Origin of the sequence: Bacillus cereus group sp. Bc010 (genome assembly GCF_027716745.1) — a bacterium.
In the GTDB taxonomy this organism is placed as follows: domain Bacteria; phylum Bacillota; class Bacilli; order Bacillales; family Bacillaceae_G; genus Bacillus_A; species Bacillus_A pacificus.
The window spans coordinates 1-18,303 of sequence record NZ_JAQFUY010000035.1 but is presented as its reverse complement, the minus strand read 5'-3'; the positions used below and the strand labels follow the sequence as shown (position 1 = coordinate 18,303).

The following is an 18,303-nucleotide window of genomic DNA, read 5'->3' as shown; positions in this document are numbered from 1 at the left end:
CTCTAATAAAATAGAGAGGTTTCTCCTTATATACGAATCTCTTTCCTGATCGTCTCCCTCGCCAAAAGAAAACTCATAATCACTTGCGCAGCTACTCGGCTCGTCATATCTCTGAAATCAAGAGTTGGATCAATTTCTACAATATCCATCCCTTGAACGAGAGGTTCTTTGCCAAGAAATTCAATCGCATCCAGTAAAGTCGCGCTATCCATTCCCCCAGGACCAATCGCTGGACAACCTGGCGCAAATGCTTGATCTAGTACATCCATATCAAGAGAAATATAAATAGAAGTCACGCCTTGCTTTCTTAATACTTCGATACTTTCCGTCATAATATCTTTTATTTCTCGCTCTCGTACATCTTTCATTGTATACACTGTCACGCCATGTTCTTTTGCATATTCATGGTACGCTCGTGCATTTGAAAAATTACGAATACCGATTTGAACGAGTTGTTTTCCTGTAATAACACCATTTTCTAGTAAACTACGGAACGGTGTACCATTTGACGGACCACCATCTTCTAAGTTGCGCAAATCATGATGGGCATCAAATTGAATAATACCGACCTTCCCTTTACTATTTGCAAATCCTGTTATACTCGGAAAACTAATCGAATGATCCCCACCAAGAACGATTGGTATCATGTTCGGATTTACTTTCGTTACATGACCAACTGTTTTCGCAATTCGGTTATGACTTTCTTTTATATCCGTCACATGCATCGTAATATCTCCGCAATCATATAAGACACTTTCTTTCATATCATGTTCTTCTGTAATTGCGTACGTGCTATATGCATCTAACATCGCACGAATTGTTTTTGGAGCAAAACTTGCTCCTGAATGACTAATAGATGGTTTAGAAAGGGGTGCTCCAATTAAGGCCGCACCGAATATTTCCACGCCTTCCTCCCAATCTTTAATCATTTCACTCCATTTTGTCACTTCACGATCGATAAACTTGGCATTTTTCTTTAAATAGTGGCCGTGCTCCATGATTGTTCACCTCTTGTATATGCGATATTACCATTCTTCCATACTGTATTTACATGACTTACGCCGTAATGATACGGTACGTAAGCATAATTGTAAGCATCCCATAGCACTAGATCTGCCTTGCGACCTACTCTAATTTTCCCAGCTACATCGCCACGATTAATTGCGTAAGAAGAGTTAACTGTTACCGCATTCCAAACTTCTTCTGGTGTCATTTTCAACTTCAGCATTGCGATGCTCATAATAAGCTGAATGTTTTCCGTTGGACAGCTGCCCGGGTTAAAGTCTGTAGCTAACGCAACTGCAACACCTTCATCAATCATTTTTCGGCCGCGTGCAAAGCTTTCTTTATTTAAATAGAAAGTTGTTCCTGGTAATAAAGTCGCTACTGTATTAGAGTTTGCAAGCATTTCAATTCCTTTATCAGAAGCACCAACTAAATGGTCCGCTGATGCTGCACCAATTTCAGCCGCTGCTTCCGCACCACCAAGAGGGTCAATTTCATCCGCATGAATTTTCACATCAAATCCAAGCTCTTTCGCTTTTAATAAAAACTCTTTTGACTCTTCAACAGAGAACACACCTGTTTCACAGAAAATATCAACGAATTCCGCTAATTGCTTCTCTTTCATTTCTGGTAATAAATCTAACATCCATTGTAAAAATTCTTTCGATCTACCTTTATACTCTTTTGGAACTGCATGAGCACCTAAAAATGTGGAAACTAAATCAATTGGATGCTCTTTTTGTAATTGTGCCGTTGCCTCTAATTGCTTCCATTCCGTCTCATCATCTAATCCGTAACCACTCTTCGCTTCTACAGTTGTAACTCCGAAAGATAGCATACGGTCTAAATGGAATTTCGCCTTTTGAACAAGCTCTTCTTTCGACGATTGTTTCGTTGCATTTACAGTTGAAAGAATACCTCCGCCTTGTTCTAAAATTTCTAAGTATGGAACTCCTTGTAATTTTAGCGCGATTTCATTTTCACGAGATCCACCAAATACAAGGTGGGTATGCGGATCAACAAGACCAGGAGAAACCATTTTCCCGCCACAATCAATAACTTCTTTCGCCTGAAATCCTTTTGCTTCTTCTGCTGTTCCAACGAAAGTGATTACACCATTTTCAATTCCAACCGCACCGTTTCCGATAACAGGAAGCGTGTTCATCGCTTCCCGTCTTAACAAGCCATCTTCTTGATCCATTGTTAGTAATTGACCGATATTTATTAGTAAAGTGTCCAGCATGTTTTTCTCCTCCTTATTTCATCATTGGAATGTTAACGCCTTTTTCTTTCGCAGTTTCCACAGCTAAGTCATACCCTGCATCCACGTGACGAACAACACCCATACCAGGGTCAGAAGTTAATACGCGCTCAATACGTTTTGCTGCTGCTTCCGTTCCATCTGCAACGATAACCATTCCAGCGTGAAGTGAATAACCCATACCAACGCCGCCACCGTGGTGAACAGATACCCAGCTTGCACCGTTTACACTGTTAATTAATGCATTCAAAATTGGCCAGTCAGCTACTGCATCACTACCATCTTTCATCGCTTCTGTTTCACGGTTTGGAGATGCTACTGATCCGCAATCTAAATGGTCACGACCGATAACGATTGGTGCTGATAATTCACCATTTGCAACCATTTCATTAATGATGCGACCAAATTTCGCGCGCTCGCCGTAACCAAGCCAACAAATACGTGACGGAAGACCTTGGAACTCAACTTGCTGACGAGCCATACGGATCCAGTTACATAAATGCTCATTATCAGCAAACTCACGTAAAATTACTTCGTCTGTTTTATAAATATCTTCTGGGTCACCAGAAAGTGCTACCCAGCGGAATGGTCCTTTTCCTTCGCAGAATAATGGACGGATAAATGCTGGAACGAATCCTGGGAAATCGAATGCATTTTTCAAACCTTCATCAAAAGCAACTTGGCGAATGTTATTTCCGTAATCAAATGTAATTGCGCCTTTTGCTTGCATAGCAAGCATGGCTTCTACATGTTTTGTCATGCTTTCTTTTGATAATTGTACGTAGCGCTCCGGATCTTCTTCACGAAGTTTTGCTGCTTCTTCTAACGTGTAACCTACTGGAATATAACCGTTTAATGGATCATGAGCAGATGTTTGATCAGTAACTAAATCTGGCGTAATATTACGCTTCACTAGCTCTGGTAAAATCTCTGCCGCATTTCCTAATAAACCAATTGAAATCGGTTCTTTCTTCTCTTTATACTCGTTCGCAACCGTTAATGCTTCTTCTAATGATTCTGTATACATATCACAGTATCTCTTTTCAATACGACGATCGATACTGCGCTTATCAACATCAATAGCGATAACAACACCGCCATTCATCGTTACAGCAAGAGGTTGTGCACCGCCCATACCACCTAAACCAGCAGTAAGTGTTAATGTACCTTTTAATGAACCACCGAAATGTTGACGTGCCGCTTCACCAAACGTTTCATATGTTCCTTGTAAAATACCTTGTGTTCCAATGTAAATCCAGCTACCTGCTGTCATTTGTCCATACATCATAAGACCTTTTTTCTCTAGTTCACGGAAGTGATTCCAGTTCGCCCACTTCGGTACTAAGTTTGAGTTCGCTAAAAGAACGCGAGGTGCATCTTCATGTGATTTAAAGATTGCAACTGGTTTTCCTGATTGAACAAGTAATGTTTCATCGCTTTCTAACGTTTTTAATGAATCTACAATTGCATTGTAGCTTTCCCAGTTACGAGCTGCACGGCCGATTCCACCATATACAACTAATTCTTCTGGCTTTTCAGCAACTTCCGGATCTAAATTGTTCATTAACATACGAAGTGCAGCTTCTTGCACCCACCCTTTCGTTTGTAACTCCGTACCTCTTGGCGCGCGAATTGTTTGTTTAACTTTTTCCATTTCAATCTCTCCCTTTTCTCATTTTATAGTGCTGCGTTTACATCTAATCTTTCTTTGATCGAATAATTCGTTTTTAACCAATGCGCAATATTTTCAATATCCGTTGAGAATATACGGTCATTTGTAATAGAAGGCACTTGCTGACGACCTTGATGATAGAAACTTTTCGTCACTGTACTCATGTTTTCAATACCGCGATATTCTGCAGCTTGCATCGCACAAATCATCTCAATTGAAAGAACACGTCTTACGTTTTGAATAATTTGATGTGCATGGCGTGAAGCGATTGTTCCCATACTTACGTGATCTTCTTGGTTAGCTGATGACGGGATTGAATCAACACTCGCCGGATGTGCTAACGTTTTATTTTCAGAAACTAGTGACGCAGCAGCATATTGCATAATCATTGCACCAGACTGAAGTCCTGGTTCTGGACTTAAAAATGGTGGTAAATCGTTTAATTGCGGATTCACTAAACGCTCAATACGACGCTCTGAAATATTTGCAAGTTCTGCCATTCCTACTTTTAAGAAGTCCATCGCAAATGCAATTGGTTGACCGTGGAAATTACCACCTGAAATTACTTTTTCCCCGCCATCAAAGATTAGCGGATTATCCGTTGCTGCATTCATTTCAATTTCTAATTTTTCTTTCACATAATTTAAAACTTGCCAAGAAGCACCGTGTACTTGCGGAATACAGCGAAGTGAATATGCATCCTGCACACGTAGTTCTCCTTGTTTTGTTGTTAATTTACTATCATGAAGGATGTCACGAATTCTGCTCGCTACTTCCACTTGCTCTTTATAACCACGTGCTTTATGAACATTTTCATCAAATGCATCAATAATGCCTTGTAAACCTTCAATTGTCATAGATGCAATTAATTCAGCTTGATAAGCCGTTGCTTCTGCTTCTATATAAGAAAGAACTCCTTGCGCTGTCATCGCCTGCGTACCATTAATTAACGCTAGACCTTCTTTCGCTTCAAGTTCAATTGGCTCAAGACCTTCTTCTGTAAGAGCGACCATTGCATGAACGCGTTTTCCTTTATAGAACACTTCACCTTCGCCTAATAATACGAGCGCAAGATGAGATAAAGGTGCTAAATCGCCACTCGCACCAAGTGAGCCTTGTTGTGGAACAACTGGGTGAATTTTACGATTTACAAACTCAAGAAGCATATTTACAACGAGCGGTCTAACACCAGATACTCCTTTAAGCATCGTGTTTGCTCGTAAAATTAACATACCGCGTGATACTTCTTCAGGGAATGGCTCGCCTATCCCACATGCATGTGACTGAATTAAATTATGTTGAAGTGCCTTTACATCATCTTTTTGAATTAGCACATCACTAAACTTTCCAAATCCAGTTGTAATACCGTAAACGACTTTTCCGTCCTCTACAATTTTCTCAACTACTTCGCGGCACTCCGCCACCTTTTGCATACTAGTTGGACAAGCTGTTACACCTTCTCCTTCAAGTAACAACCTCTTCATTTCTTCAATTGTCAATGTGTGTCCTGTTAACGTAATCATTGTTTTTCCTCCTTAAAAAGGCAAAAGGGGACCTTATCTTTTTAAGACAGACTTCTGTCCTAAAAAAGTAAGGCCCCCTTCTAACTAATAGACTATGGGCAAATCATATGTGATTAATTCCTAAACCAATCGCCTCATGCTCAGATCCTTTTACAGGTGCACCAATCGTTCCATATAATGCAACAGCAACCCATTCGCCCTCTTTTTTTCCGTCGTATGGTGTACCGCGCACAATCGCAAAGCGAAGTCCTACTGTACGAAGAACGTCTGCTAACTGAATTTGACCTCTCGTCACTCCGTACAAAGCTTCCATAATTGCGTGATAAAGTGCATGTGTTTCTCTGTAAACGTCTGTTTCAATAACTTGGTTGCTCTTAGCCGCTGTTTCCATTGCTGCAACAACCTTTTGCGAATTCATCGAACCCACTTTCCCCGTACAATACTTCCAACCTTTTGGGATAGATAATACAGGGCTTTCATTCTCATCCGCAAGTGCCAACAGCATGGCCATACGACCAATTCGATGTGTTCCTTGAAGAAGCATGTGACTCTCTCATTTCTTTTAATTATTTGAATATTTCTTAATTTAAGAATATATGAAAACGGTTAAATCGTCAATAGTTTAAACTCACATTCAAACAATTTTTTCATCTCCTCCATTTGTGTACACAAATGATTTACACAAATTTTTCAGGCGTGTTATAGTCTCACTAACCGATACAAAGGGGAGAGATTTCAGTGACAAAGCGAAAAGATATTCATTTTCGAATTGAAGAAAAATTACTTGAAAGGTTTGAAGCTGCACTCCATTACGAAGGCTTAAAGAAAACCGACGTATTAACGCACGCAATTCAGCAATTTTGCACGAAGGTGGAATGCGAAAAGATGAATGATGTAAAACGCCAATACAACGTAAGCAACCATTTACAAACTCGTATCGATACGCATAAACATTATGAAGAAAAACATGTGAATTTAGATAAAGTCGTCATGGATCATTTACAACTTCAAGGAGACGAGAAAATATTAGAGGTTGGATGCGCTAACGGAAAATTTCTTTCCTTTTTGCAAGCGAATGGCCATAAAGGTCAATTAACAGGTTTTGATCAATCAGAAGCCATGCTCTCTGAAGCCACTAAAACGAATAATTTAATTGAATGGAGACTAGGTGACGCTGAAAAACTTCCTTTTGAAGCCAATTGCTACGACTGGATCGTCGCAAGACATATGTTATATCACATGAAAGATGTTGAAAAAACCATCCAAGGGTTCCATAAAGTAATACGTCCTGGCGGCTCACTTTTAGCTACAACAAATTCTGACGTTACATTACCTCGTATAGTTGAAATGTGTAACCGCATGTTAGACGCATTTGATTTACCGAAAACAACATCTTCAGTCACGCCATTTTGTTTGGAAAATGGTAAAGAGATATTACAGTCTGTTTTTCCAACTGTTGAAGAAGCAGTTATTCATAATGCTCTCGTTTTTCATCATGCTACTCCAATTGTAAACTATATTTCTAGCATGTTTCCGTCGCTAAATATACCTGATAATACACATCTTCACGCCGAAATGAAGGAATGGCTAAAAGAAGAAGTAAAAAATGAATTGTTACTTCATAACGGTATATGGCGCGATCCGAAAACGTTAGCCATTTATCGATGTCAAAAAGAAAAAAGCTAGCATTCGCTAGCTTTTACATATTTTTAAGTAAAAGCTCCTCCATCATCACATTCCCCTTACCGCTGTAAAAATTTATATTATGTTCGTTTGTTACCCCAAAATAAGAGGCAATCGCTATTCCAAATGGCACAAATGCATGCCCCTGTGCTGTAATAATATTTGAATGTTGCACAACTTCTTCATACACAAAATTTTCTACTGGAAAACAATCTAATTTTCTATAATCCATAGTTACTGTATACGAGTTTTCTTTGAATAAGCCTGCTTTTGCTAGCGCATACGGTCCAGCACAAATAGCAGCTACTAATTTTTCTTGTTCGTGAAATTGACGGATGACTGCAAAGAGTCCTGCCGCATCCTTCATATGTATCGCATCTCCGCCTGGAATAATAATTCCCTCATATTTTTCTACACGTACTTCTCTTAATTCTATATGTGGTTGCACTTGCAAACCCGTTTCACTTATAATCAATTCTTTTGTTAAACCTGCTGTAATGATTTCATATTTGTTTTTCAGCAATGCCGTTGCTACTGTTATTTCAAACTCCGCAAATGTTGGGTATACAAATAAAAGTATTTTTTTCATAGCCCTCTCTCCTTTAACCAATCCATAAAATATACCTCTAATTTTTCTGCTGTTAATCTATTCGTGTCCACATAAGTTACAGGAAATTGTTTATACCAGTCTTTTTCAGTTTCTACTAATTTAAATTGCTCCTCAAATGTACTTCGCTTTCTTGTTCTATCGTTATTTTTTCTATCATATACATTCTTTTTCGTCACATCTAAATAAAAAATATCATCTGAATGGCATTCTCTTAATTTATATAATTCATCTTTCAATTCAGTTTCTATATCCCATTCTTTCCCTATAATCATTGGATAAAAAAGTGTATAAAATTCAATATCTTCAGGTCCACGATCAAAAATAACGACTGAACCCTTCGCATTTTGAAACTCCTTTATTTTAGCTTCTATAAACATTTTTTGATTTACTATAAACCCTTCTTTTGAATTCATATCCAAATTTAATTGTTTTCGCTTTTCTACAATTGGATAAGGATTTTCATATATAACTGAAAGCCCGTATCGTTCTAATCTTTTAGCCAATGTCGTTTTTCCACTTGCCATCGGTCCTTGGAGTGAAATTACATATACCATTCCTCTCATTCCCTTGCACTTTAGTACATTCATAACATACAGAATTTTTAAAACCATCAACAAAATATATATCATCTTGTTTCTTATTCTTATGTAACTTATAATAAAAAATAGAGATTATGACGGACGCATCAATAATGTAAGCTTGGAAATCCAAGCTTACATTATTTTTTGCTTTCCCTTTTCTAATAAAAAGAGTATACTAGTTTAGAACGTATGTTCTTAATGATTACATACAGTAAGGAGATAAGACAATGGTATACGATACAAAAGCAATTTCTTGGAATGAGTCTTTAAAACAACTTCAACGCCGCTATACAAACAAACAAGTTGACCGAAAAGAATTTGAGGATATTGAACTGATGGAATTCTTCCGCGATAACGACTACATTTCTTTACCTACACATATAAGTGGCCTATCAACAGCACGTTTTACTTCTTACTCTATTTTCACAACTGAAGATAAAGATCGTAAAGTTGGCACATTAATCATTGAATATGTAGAAGATGATAATAATAATTTATGTGTGGAACAACTATACTTTGTTTAAATGATAACGCTTGGTCAAAATGACCAAGCGTTCTTGCTTTCTATGAATCTCACTGTTTATAATATGAATAATAGAAAACCGCAATCATTAAGGGGGGATATATTTGCTCGAAGGATGGTTCAGTTGGTTTATTGTGCTATGGACTGTTATTTTATTAGGGCTTATGTCTATCGGTGGATATTTTATGTTCAGAAAATTCCTGAAACGACTACCAAAAGAAGATGGTATGTCCATTTTAGATTGGGAAGAGCACTATATTAATAAAACTAGGCATTTGTGGGATGACGAACAAAAACAATTGTTAGAAGAGCTCGTAAGTCCTGTTCCAGAATTATTTCGCGATGTTGCTAAATCAAAAATTGCTGGCAAAATCGGAGAGCTTGCATTACAAGAAAAAGCCTCTCAAATTACACAAGATTTAATTATTAAAGGGTATATTATCGCTACACCGAAACGTGATCATAAATTTTTAGTAAAAAAACTACAAGAAAAAGAAATTGATTATTCTCATTATGAATCTTTACTGACAAAATCCTCCTCATAAAAGAAAGATTGCTAGCTTATAGCAATCTTTTTTAACTTACAGTTACAGATTTTTCGGCTGTTAATCTAGCTTCTGCCAAATCTATTTGTAATCCAACCGCACTTGTATAAATCGTATCCCCTGTACCTGTAATATTTACTTGTGTAGATGTCGTATTTGGTGCAATAGAACCTGTTGCATTTACATTTGTAATATCAAATTCAGCTCTTGCATTTGCATTTGTAGTTGTTCCTGAAAAATTCCGATCCGCAAAACTACCAATTGTATTTAAATTTCCGTTAATATCATTCACTTGCCCTCTAAAAAAATTCCCTGATGGATTATTCGGTCCCGTTAATGTCACAGAATTCAACTGAAAATTATCACCCGTAAAGTTCGGATCACCATTTACTGCCATTACAAAGGCTCGCGCTGTCACTGTTCCTGTAGCTGGCGTAAAAAATCCTGAAATGGTTTGTGGTGTACCTGATAATAAAAAACCTGGAAATAAGCTTACATTTCTCATTGGATAGGAGGAATCACGATAAACTACAATTAAAGACCATCCAGCACCATAACCAACTGGCTGACGCGTAGGTAATCTCGTTACACTATATCTTCCTGCCGCTCGATTCGGTAAACCTTGCAGTAAAGATGTGACGTCTGCTGCTCGGTTATAAACATTTGCTATAAAAGGGAGATTTGTCCCTTCTGATGACCATGCTGAATTAATTGTCACTTGTGTACTCGTTCCATCAGGCGTAACTAAATTTGGAGGATTCGCATCAACAACAGCGGTTGTAACAGCCGTATCCAATCCACCTGACCAAACAAGTAACGCAAAATCTACAACCGCCGTAGCTGGAACGATAGTAGTCGATGGATTTAATTCAGCCCATGAGCCATCTAATGTCCAATCATTTGTTGTACCTCCAAATGTATTCGGATCTGTCGATGAAGGAACTCCTCCAAAAGTAGAATCTGTATTTAATGTTATAAGTGCATTGTAAGCAAAGTTTGTATTTGCAGTACCGCGCATTCCCATCGTATTACCCGTATGCATCATAAATAAGTTATCATTTTTACCGTAAGCTTGAACGAAAGCCAAAAGAATTCCTCCCTATTAATTTACGAGAATTTTTCTATCAATTTAACTTACAGTTACTGATTTTGTAGCAGTTAGACGTGCCTCTCCTAAATCTATTTGCAAACCTACAGCACCAGCATAAAGATAGTCAAATGTATTTGGGATATTCACTGTCGTAGAAGTTGATCCAGCTGTTAATACACCGTTCGCTGGGACATTCGTCACATCAAATTCAGCACGCCGATTCGTTGCAGCAGTTCCAATCGGCATATTTCTATCTGCAAAACTACCGATTGTATTTAAATTCCCTAAATAATTATTGACTTGCGAGGCAAAAAAGTTAGGATTTCTATTATTAGGCCCCGAAAGTGCTCTACCATTTAAAACAAATGTGTCCCCAGTCGCATCTGTATCACCGTTAATCGCCATTGTAAATACACGAGCATTAACCGGTGCTACAGTTGGAGTAATGAAATTTGAAATCGTCGCCGTCTCACCCAATGTAGAAATGAGTAAACCAGTATATAAACTAACATTCCTAACAGGATATGAATTATCACGATATACAACAACTAATGCCCACCCTACCCCTGTTCCTTGCAAAGGTGGATTTGCTGTTGGAACACGTTCTACAAAATAATCACCTACAGCACGATTAGGAAGTCCTTGAAGAATACTCGTCACATTAGCTGCACGTGTATAAATCGTACCTTGAAATGTCCCACTCGACCTTGTTTCTCCCCACGCAGGCGTACTTGTAATAGTGTGAGTCACATCATCCGGAGTTCTGAATGTTGGAGTATTCGCATTTACTACCTCTTCTGTAACAGTACCTCCCAATGTTCCTTGCCAAACTAACATCGCAAAATCTACAGTTGCTGTTGCTGGTACGTCTGTTAGTGAAGGATTTAACCTTGCCCATGAACCATTTAATGTCCAATCATTCGTCGTTCCTGCAAAGGTATCCGCATCTGTGGAAGACGGCACCCCAGCAAAACTCAAATTTGTATTTGTGGAAATTAATGCGTTATATTGATATGCAGTAGCTGTCGTAATACCGCGCATCCCTAACGTATTTCCTGTATGCACCATAAAAAGCGAATCTGTTTTTGTATATGTTTGTACAAAGGCCAACAACCTCACTTCCTTTCTATTAAAAGTAATATTTTCTCGCTATTTCATTTAATGCGAGCAAAACGAAAAAGTTCCATTTATATACGTACGAGCTAATTTAGGCAAAAAAAAAGCCTTTGCCTATTCCTATTCATTTATATTTGAATAGGATGCAATGACGAGCTCATTTTTCATATTTTTTTACAAATAGAACCAGCTTTCAATTTTAAATGGATACTATTTGTAAATGTCTAACTATTGATCGGATTTAAATTCATTTAGAAAGGACGAATCTAATGGCAATAGCAACAATAGGAAGTCGTTTAACCTATACAATCGTTGTCCAAAATACCGGAACACTACCTGCACAAAACGTTACATTTACAGACCCTATACCTGCTGGCACCACTTTCGTTCCAAACAGTGTAACTGTTAATGGTACTCCAACAGCCGGCAATCCTTCAACTGGAATTCCTATTAATAATATTCCGGCTGGTGGCTCTGTTACAATTACTTTCCAAGTAGATGTAACAAGTATTCCTACCCCACCTGTCGCCAGTAACGTAGCATCATTTGGATACGAATTTCAACCTGCACCTAACGCACCCACTATCACACGTACAACAACAAGCAATATAGTTAATACAGATATTTTCACAGCTAATGTCGCATTAACAAAAGCAGTAGATAAAACAATTGCTACTATCGGTGATACGATTACGTATACAATTACGGCCACAAATCAAGCCCCATTAGCTGCTAATAATGTTATCATTACAGACACACCTCCTGCCGGCACATCGTTCGTACCGGGTAGCGTTACAGTTAATGGTACTTCTACTACAGATAATCCTGCTACTGGAATAAATGTAGGAACGATTGCTGCAAACGGGAATGCTACAATTACGTTTCAAGTTCGAGTTAATACTCTCCCTACACCTAACCCTATTCCAAATAGTGCAAATTCAAGTTTTCAATATAATCCACCAAACCAACCACCAATTAACAGAAACTCTACAAGTAATATAGTTGAAACACAAATTAATGCTACTATCATTAATCCAACTAAAAGTGCAAACCAACAAATTGTAAATATTGGTGACATCATTACGTATACGATTACCATTCCAAATAACGGTAATATTTCAGCGACAAACGTTTCTATCACAGACCCTATCCCTACTGGCACTACTTTTATTCCCAACAGTGTTACAGTTAATGGAACGGCACAATCTGGCGTAACTCCAACAAATATTCCGCTAGGTACAATTCCTGCTGGTCAAACTACAACTGTCACATTTCAAGTCCAAGTCACTTCCCTTCCAGCTAACGGAACGATTACTAACGAAGCAAATGTAACATTTACGTCGCAACCGAATCCGGCTGAACCCCCAACAACCACTACGATAACACCACCTCCAACAACTACTTCTGTACGAACTGCAATTGTAAATCCAACAAAAACCGCTAGTCCACAAATTGCTGATATCGGTGATATTATTACGTATACGATTACTGTACCAAATACAGGAAACATCGCTGCAACGAACGTTATTGTAACTGATCCAATTCCAAGTAGCACTACATTTATTCCGAATAGCGTCACAATTAACGGTACTTCACAACCTGGCGTAAATCCTTCTGGTGGTATACAAATTGGTACAATCGCAGCTGGTAATACTGTCACTGTCACTTTCCAAGTTCAAGTTACCTCTCTCCCAGAGAATGGCCTAATCCGAAATATCGGAACCACAACATTTACGTATCAACCAGATCCTACAAAACCAGCTATTACAACAACAAACCCTACACCACCTACTACTACTCCTGTTAACACCGCTATTACAAACCCTGTTAAAACGGCGGATAAAACTACTGTTGATATTGGTGATGTTATTACGTATACGATTACTTTCACTAATGATGGTACGATCCCTGCTACAAATGTAGTTTTTACTGATACCATTCCTACTGGTACAACATTCATTCCGAATAGCGTAATCTTAAATAATGTACCAGTTCCAAATTCAAATCCCGCACTAGGAATCCCGGTTGGAACAATTAATCCCGGTGAAACCAAAACACTATCTTTCCAAGTTCTTGTTACACAAATTCCAGCTGGCGGTGTTATTACAAACGAAGCTTCAACGACATATACGTACCAGCCAGATCCAACAAGACCGCCGGTTACCACAACCGAACCGACAGCACCTACTACAGTCTCTGTTAATACCGCTACAGTTAACCCTACAAAATCTGCTAATCGTACTTTCGCTGATATTGGTGATGTTATTACGTATACAATTAGTTTACAAAATAACGGCACTGTTCCCTCAACAAATATTGTACTAACAGATCCAATTCCAAACGGGACAACATTTATTCCAAATAGCGTCACGATTGATGGTGTCTCACAACCTAACAGTAATCCTGAAAACGGTATATCAATCGGTACTTTAAATCCAAATCAAGCAAAAACAATTACATTCCAAGTTCAAGTTACAAGTGTCCCGCCAAATGGAATTATAGAAAACCAAGGCAGTGTATCATTTAATTATATTGTTAATCCAAATGAGCCTCCTGTTACAACAACTACCCCAACTCCTAAAACTGAAACTCAAGTTGGGACCGTTATTACAGCGCCTACAAAATCTGCCGACAAACAAGTTGCTGATTTAGGAGATACGATTACCTACACGGTCACATTTACAAATAACGGGACCGTTCCGGCTACAAATGTAGTCGTTACAGACCCTACACCTAACGGGACTATTTTCGTTCCAAATAGTGTTACAATCGATGGCATTACAACGCCAGGAGCAGCCCCATCACTTGGTATACCACTTGGTACCATTTCTGTCGGAGAAACGAAAACAATCACGTATCAAGTTGTCGTTACAAACTTACCACCTGATGGAATAATTAGAAACCAAGCATCCTTCACTTACCAATATCAACCGAACCCAAGTGAGCCTCCTGTTACAACAACTACTACCACTCCAAGTGTAAACATTCCAATTAATAATCCTAATCCAACGACTACAAAATCTGCTGATCGACAAGTTGCTGATATAGGGGATACGATTACTTTTACTGTAACATTCCAAAATAGAGGGACCGTCCCCTCTACAAATGTTATTATAAAAGATGCACTTCCATCTGGTGTTTCTTTCGTTCCAGGTAGCGTTGTCGTAAATGGCACATCACAACTTGGAGAAAACCCTGAAATTGGTATACCCGTCGGCACTGTAAATCCCGGTCAAAGTATTACAGTTACGTTCCAAGGTGTAGTAAATAGTATCCCGCCCGGAGGAGTTATTAGAAATCAAGCAAATATTACATTCACATACGAGCCAAATCCAAATGAACCTCCCGTTACGACAACTATTACAACTCCTGAAACAGAAACAGCAGTTAATACCGCTACACTAAATCCACAAAAAACAGCAGATCGCTCCTTCGTTGCATTAAATGATGTCATTACCTATACTCTCTCATTTCAAAACACCGGTACTGTTCCTGCTACGAATATAACAGTAATAGATTCTATCCCTGCCGGTACTGTATTTATTCCAGATAGTGTTACGATTAATGGGATTCCTCAAGCAGGAACAAATCCATCATCAGGAATTTCACTTGGAACTTTAGCGCCATCCGAACGCGCAACGATTACTTTCCAAGTACGAGTAATAAACATCCCTGCTAGCGGCGAAATCCGAAATCAAGGTAGTGCAACATTTAATTATCAACCGGATCCAAATTTACCTCCAGTCACAAAAACAGAAACAACTCCTGAAACAACGACTCCTATCCAAACTGTAGTCATAAGTCCAACAAAAACAGCAAACCTTACGTTTGCAGAAATTGACGATATTGTAACTTATACTGTCACATTTACAAACCAAGGAACTATACCTGCTACTGGTGTAACAATTACAGATTCTTTGCCATCGGGTACAACTTTTATTACGAATAGTGTTACTGTAAACAATGTCGCTCAACCCGGCGTAAGTCCAGTCACAGGAATTCCTGTTGGAACAGTTAATCCCGGCGAGACAGTTACTGTTACATTCCAGATTCAAATAAACGCTATTCCTCCTAATGGAAAAATAGAAAATACAGCAAGTGTTACCTACACTTCTCAGCCTAATCCAAGCGAACCTCCTATTACAACAACAGAAACGACTCCTACCGTAACTTTACCTGTTCGTACCGCTAACCCGAACCCGCAAAAAACAGTGGATCGTGAGTTTGCAAGTATTGGTGATACGCTCACTTATACAATTACCCTTCAAAATACCGGTAATATACCTGCAACTGATGTCATTATTACAGATTCTGTCCCTACTGGAACTACATTTATCCTTGGTAGCATTACGATTAATGGCATTCCACAACCTAATTTGACCCCTGAAACAGGAATCCCAGTTGGCACATTAAACCCTAGACAAATAGTGACTGTTACTTTAGAAGTACAAATAACAACTTTACCACCAAATGGCATTATCTCAAATGAAGCAAATGTCACTTACACATCTCAACCAGATCCGACACTCCCGCCTATTACAACAACCACACCGACTCCAATCGCAGAAACAATTGTACAAAATGCAGAATTAGAGTCAACAAAAACAGTAGATTTACCAATCGCTAACATTGGCGATGCACTCACTTATACAATCACCCTTGAAAACACTGGAAATATTCCTATGACAAATGTATCTGTCATTGATCAACCACCAGTAGGCACACAATTTATTGTAGATTCTGTTACAGTAAATGGCCTTTCACAACCAGGTGTTGATCCAAGCATTGGGATACTCATTGGTACAATACAACCAAATCAAATAATAACCATTACGTTCCAAGTAACGATTACGAATATACCTCCTAACGGGGTTGTTACAAATGTTGGTTCAGTCAACTTTACCTCTCAGCCTAATCCAAATGAACCTCCTATTACAGAAACAGAAGAAACACCACCAGTTAATACTGAAATCATTAACACCATTATTAATCCAGCAAAAACAGCTGATCGTAACAATGTTGATATAGGTGATATTATTACGTACACTGTTACATTCCAAAATTTACAAACAGTACAACTGACAGACATCGTCTTTACAGACCCAATCCCAACAGGAGCTACTTTCATTCCAAATAGCGTTACAATTAACGGCACTCCAACTAGTAATGTAGATCCAGCTCTTGGCATACCTCTTGGCACATTAAACCCTAGTGAATCGATCATTGTAACTTTCCAAGTTCGTGTTGTTTCAATACCCCCAAACGGAATTCTTATAAATGAAGCTACTATCACCTACACATTCCAGCCTAATCCTGGAGAACCCCCAGTAACAGTAACTACACCGACTCCACCTACTACTACAAATGTCAATACCGCAACAACGAACCCTACAAAATCCGCTGATAAAGCATTTGCTTTATTAGGTGACACAATCACCTATACAATCTCCTTACAAAATACAGGAACTGTCCCTGCAACAAATGTACTTGTAACCGATCCTATTCCAGCTGGTACTACTTTCATTCCGAATAGCGTTACGATAAACGGCATTCCACAACCAGGTATCGTTCCTAGTTCCGGAATTCTTATCGGTACATTAGAACCTAACACTTCAGCCGTCGTAACTTTCCAAGTTCAAGTAACTTCGATACCACCGACAGGTTTTATTGAAAATGAAGGGATCGTTTCATTCCAATATCAGCCAGACCCTACTAGACCACCTGTATCTGTTACTACACCTACTACAAAGACGCAAGTAAGTGAAGTTACTATTAATCCTAACAAACAAGCTAACCCTCAAGTTATTAATCTCGGTGATACTGTCACATATACAATTACGTTCCAAAATGTCGGGAATATTAATGCGACAGATGTTATTATTACAGACCCTACTCCATCTGGTACTACTTTCATTCCGAACAGCGTTACGATTAATGGCGTCACGCAACCTGGAACAAATCCAAATAATGGTGTAAACGTTGGGACTGTAACTCCAGGACAAATTGTTACATTAACTTATCAAGTTACTGTAACTGAACTCCCACCAGACGGTATTATTAAAAACACTGCAACTGTCACTTACACATTCCAGCCAAACCCTAGCGAACCCCCTATTACTATTACAGATCCTACTCCAACTGTTGAAGTAGCCGTTATTACACCTACACCTAACCCAAATAAACTAGCAGACAAACAAATTGTAGATATAAATGAAATCATAACGTATACTGTAACCTTCCAAAATCGCGGATCAGTCCCTGCAACTTCCGTTATCATTACTGATCCGTTAGCAAATGGGTTAACGTTTCTTCCAGGTACTGTTGTAATAAATGGCATTCCAGATCTTGGAGCAAATCCTGTTGTAGGTATACCTGTTGGAACAGTCAATCCAAACGATACAATTACTGTTCAATTCCAAGCAAGAGTCACAAGTGTACCACCTGGTGGTATTATTCGAAATCAAGCAACTGTTACTTTCACATATGAACCAGGTCCTGGTGAACCTCCTATTACAATTACAGACCCTACTCCAATTAACACAACGAATGTAAATACAGCTATATTAAATCCGAAAAAAACAGCCACGCCGGAAACAGTTACTTTAGGTGATATCATTAATTGTCGATAGGTAAGTCTTTGAGGTTATCTCCAACTTTTCCCCCGATCCGCACGGTACGTGCCACTTTCACGGCA

General features: G+C 38.6%; 12 protein-coding genes and 1 pseudogene. 4 read left to right on the top strand and 9 right to left on the bottom strand.

Annotation, left to right across the window (positions count from 1 at the left end):
• Positions 1-26 precede the first annotated feature (26 nt).
• The 5 genes from hutG to hutP form a co-directional block, all read right to left on the bottom strand.
• Positions 27-998 carry a formimidoylglutamase gene (hutG, locus tag PDQ68_RS24265; RefSeq protein ID WP_016718245.1) on the bottom strand — a complete coding sequence of 324 codons (972 nt, stop codon included), beginning with the start codon at positions 996-998 and terminating at the stop codon, positions 27-29.
• Positions 977-2,248 (bottom strand): imidazolonepropionase, encoded by a 1,272-nt coding sequence (gene hutI, locus PDQ68_RS24260; protein ID WP_270787037.1) that lies wholly within the window; start codon positions 2,246-2,248, stop codon positions 977-979. Before hutI ends, hutG begins: the two co-directional genes overlap by 22 nt.
• Positions 2,249-2,261: 13 nt before the next feature.
• Complete coding sequence (gene hutU / locus PDQ68_RS24255; protein ID WP_000416709.1) at positions 2,262-3,920, bottom strand: urocanate hydratase; 1,659 nt, start codon at positions 3,918-3,920, stop codon at positions 2,262-2,264.
• Positions 3,921-3,943: 23 nt separating this feature from the next.
• Entirely contained in the window at positions 3,944-5,461 is a 1,518-nt protein-coding gene (gene hutH, locus PDQ68_RS24250; protein ID WP_000631849.1) for a histidine ammonia-lyase, read from the bottom strand.
• 103 nt (positions 5,462-5,564) lie between these two features.
• Positions 5,565-6,005 (bottom strand): hut operon transcriptional regulator HutP, encoded by a 441-nt coding sequence (hutP, locus tag PDQ68_RS24245; RefSeq protein WP_000926516.1) that lies wholly within the window; start codon positions 6,003-6,005, stop codon positions 5,565-5,567.
• A 194-nt stretch (positions 6,006-6,199) separates the two neighbouring features.
• On the opposite strand from hutP, the gene PDQ68_RS24240 reads away from it, so the two are divergent.
• Positions 6,200-7,147 (top strand): class I SAM-dependent methyltransferase, encoded by a 948-nt coding sequence (locus PDQ68_RS24240; protein ID WP_016718247.1) that lies wholly within the window; start codon positions 6,200-6,202, stop codon positions 7,145-7,147.
• 13 nt (positions 7,148-7,160) lie between these two features.
• Here the strand turns inward: PDQ68_RS24240 and PDQ68_RS24235 are convergent, their stop codons facing one another.
• The gene (locus PDQ68_RS24235) at positions 7,161-7,733 is read right to left on the bottom strand and encodes a DJ-1/PfpI family protein (protein ID WP_016718248.1); all 573 of its coding nucleotides are present in this window, start codon (positions 7,731-7,733) and stop codon (positions 7,161-7,163) included.
• Positions 7,730-8,308: an AAA family ATPase gene (locus PDQ68_RS24230; protein ID WP_061183401.1), complete on the bottom strand. Its 579-nt coding sequence runs from the start codon at positions 8,306-8,308 to the stop codon at positions 7,730-7,732. The genes PDQ68_RS24235 and PDQ68_RS24230 overlap by 4 nt, the downstream gene beginning before the upstream one ends.
• 254 nt (positions 8,309-8,562) lie before the next feature.
• Between PDQ68_RS24230 and PDQ68_RS24225 the strand changes: the two genes are divergently transcribed.
• Positions 8,563-8,859, top strand: a complete 297-nt coding sequence (locus PDQ68_RS24225) for a hypothetical protein (RefSeq protein ID WP_000262403.1) — start codon at positions 8,563-8,565, stop codon at positions 8,857-8,859.
• Positions 8,860-8,962: 103 nt separating this feature from the next.
• The gene (locus PDQ68_RS24220) at positions 8,963-9,403 is read left to right on the top strand and encodes a DUF2621 domain-containing protein (RefSeq protein WP_000889381.1); all 441 of its coding nucleotides are present in this window, start codon (positions 8,963-8,965) and stop codon (positions 9,401-9,403) included.
• 31 nt (positions 9,404-9,434) lie between these two features.
• Here PDQ68_RS24220 and PDQ68_RS24215 read toward each other — a convergent pair whose 3' ends face one another.
• Positions 9,435-10,490: a hypothetical protein gene (locus PDQ68_RS24215; RefSeq protein WP_000896226.1), complete on the bottom strand. Its 1,056-nt coding sequence runs from the start codon at positions 10,488-10,490 to the stop codon at positions 9,435-9,437.
• A gap of 42 nt (positions 10,491-10,532) precedes the next feature.
• The gene (locus tag PDQ68_RS24210; RefSeq protein WP_061183402.1) at positions 10,533-11,603 is read right to left on the bottom strand and encodes a hypothetical protein; all 1,071 of its coding nucleotides are present in this window, start codon (positions 11,601-11,603) and stop codon (positions 10,533-10,535) included.
• A 275-nt stretch (positions 11,604-11,878) separates the two neighbouring features.
• Here PDQ68_RS24210 and PDQ68_RS24205 point away from each other — a divergent pair.
• Positions 11,879-18,226, top strand: a pseudogene (locus tag PDQ68_RS24205) (DUF7507 domain-containing protein); the annotation flags it as partial.
• Positions 18,227-18,303: the final 77 nt, after the last annotated feature.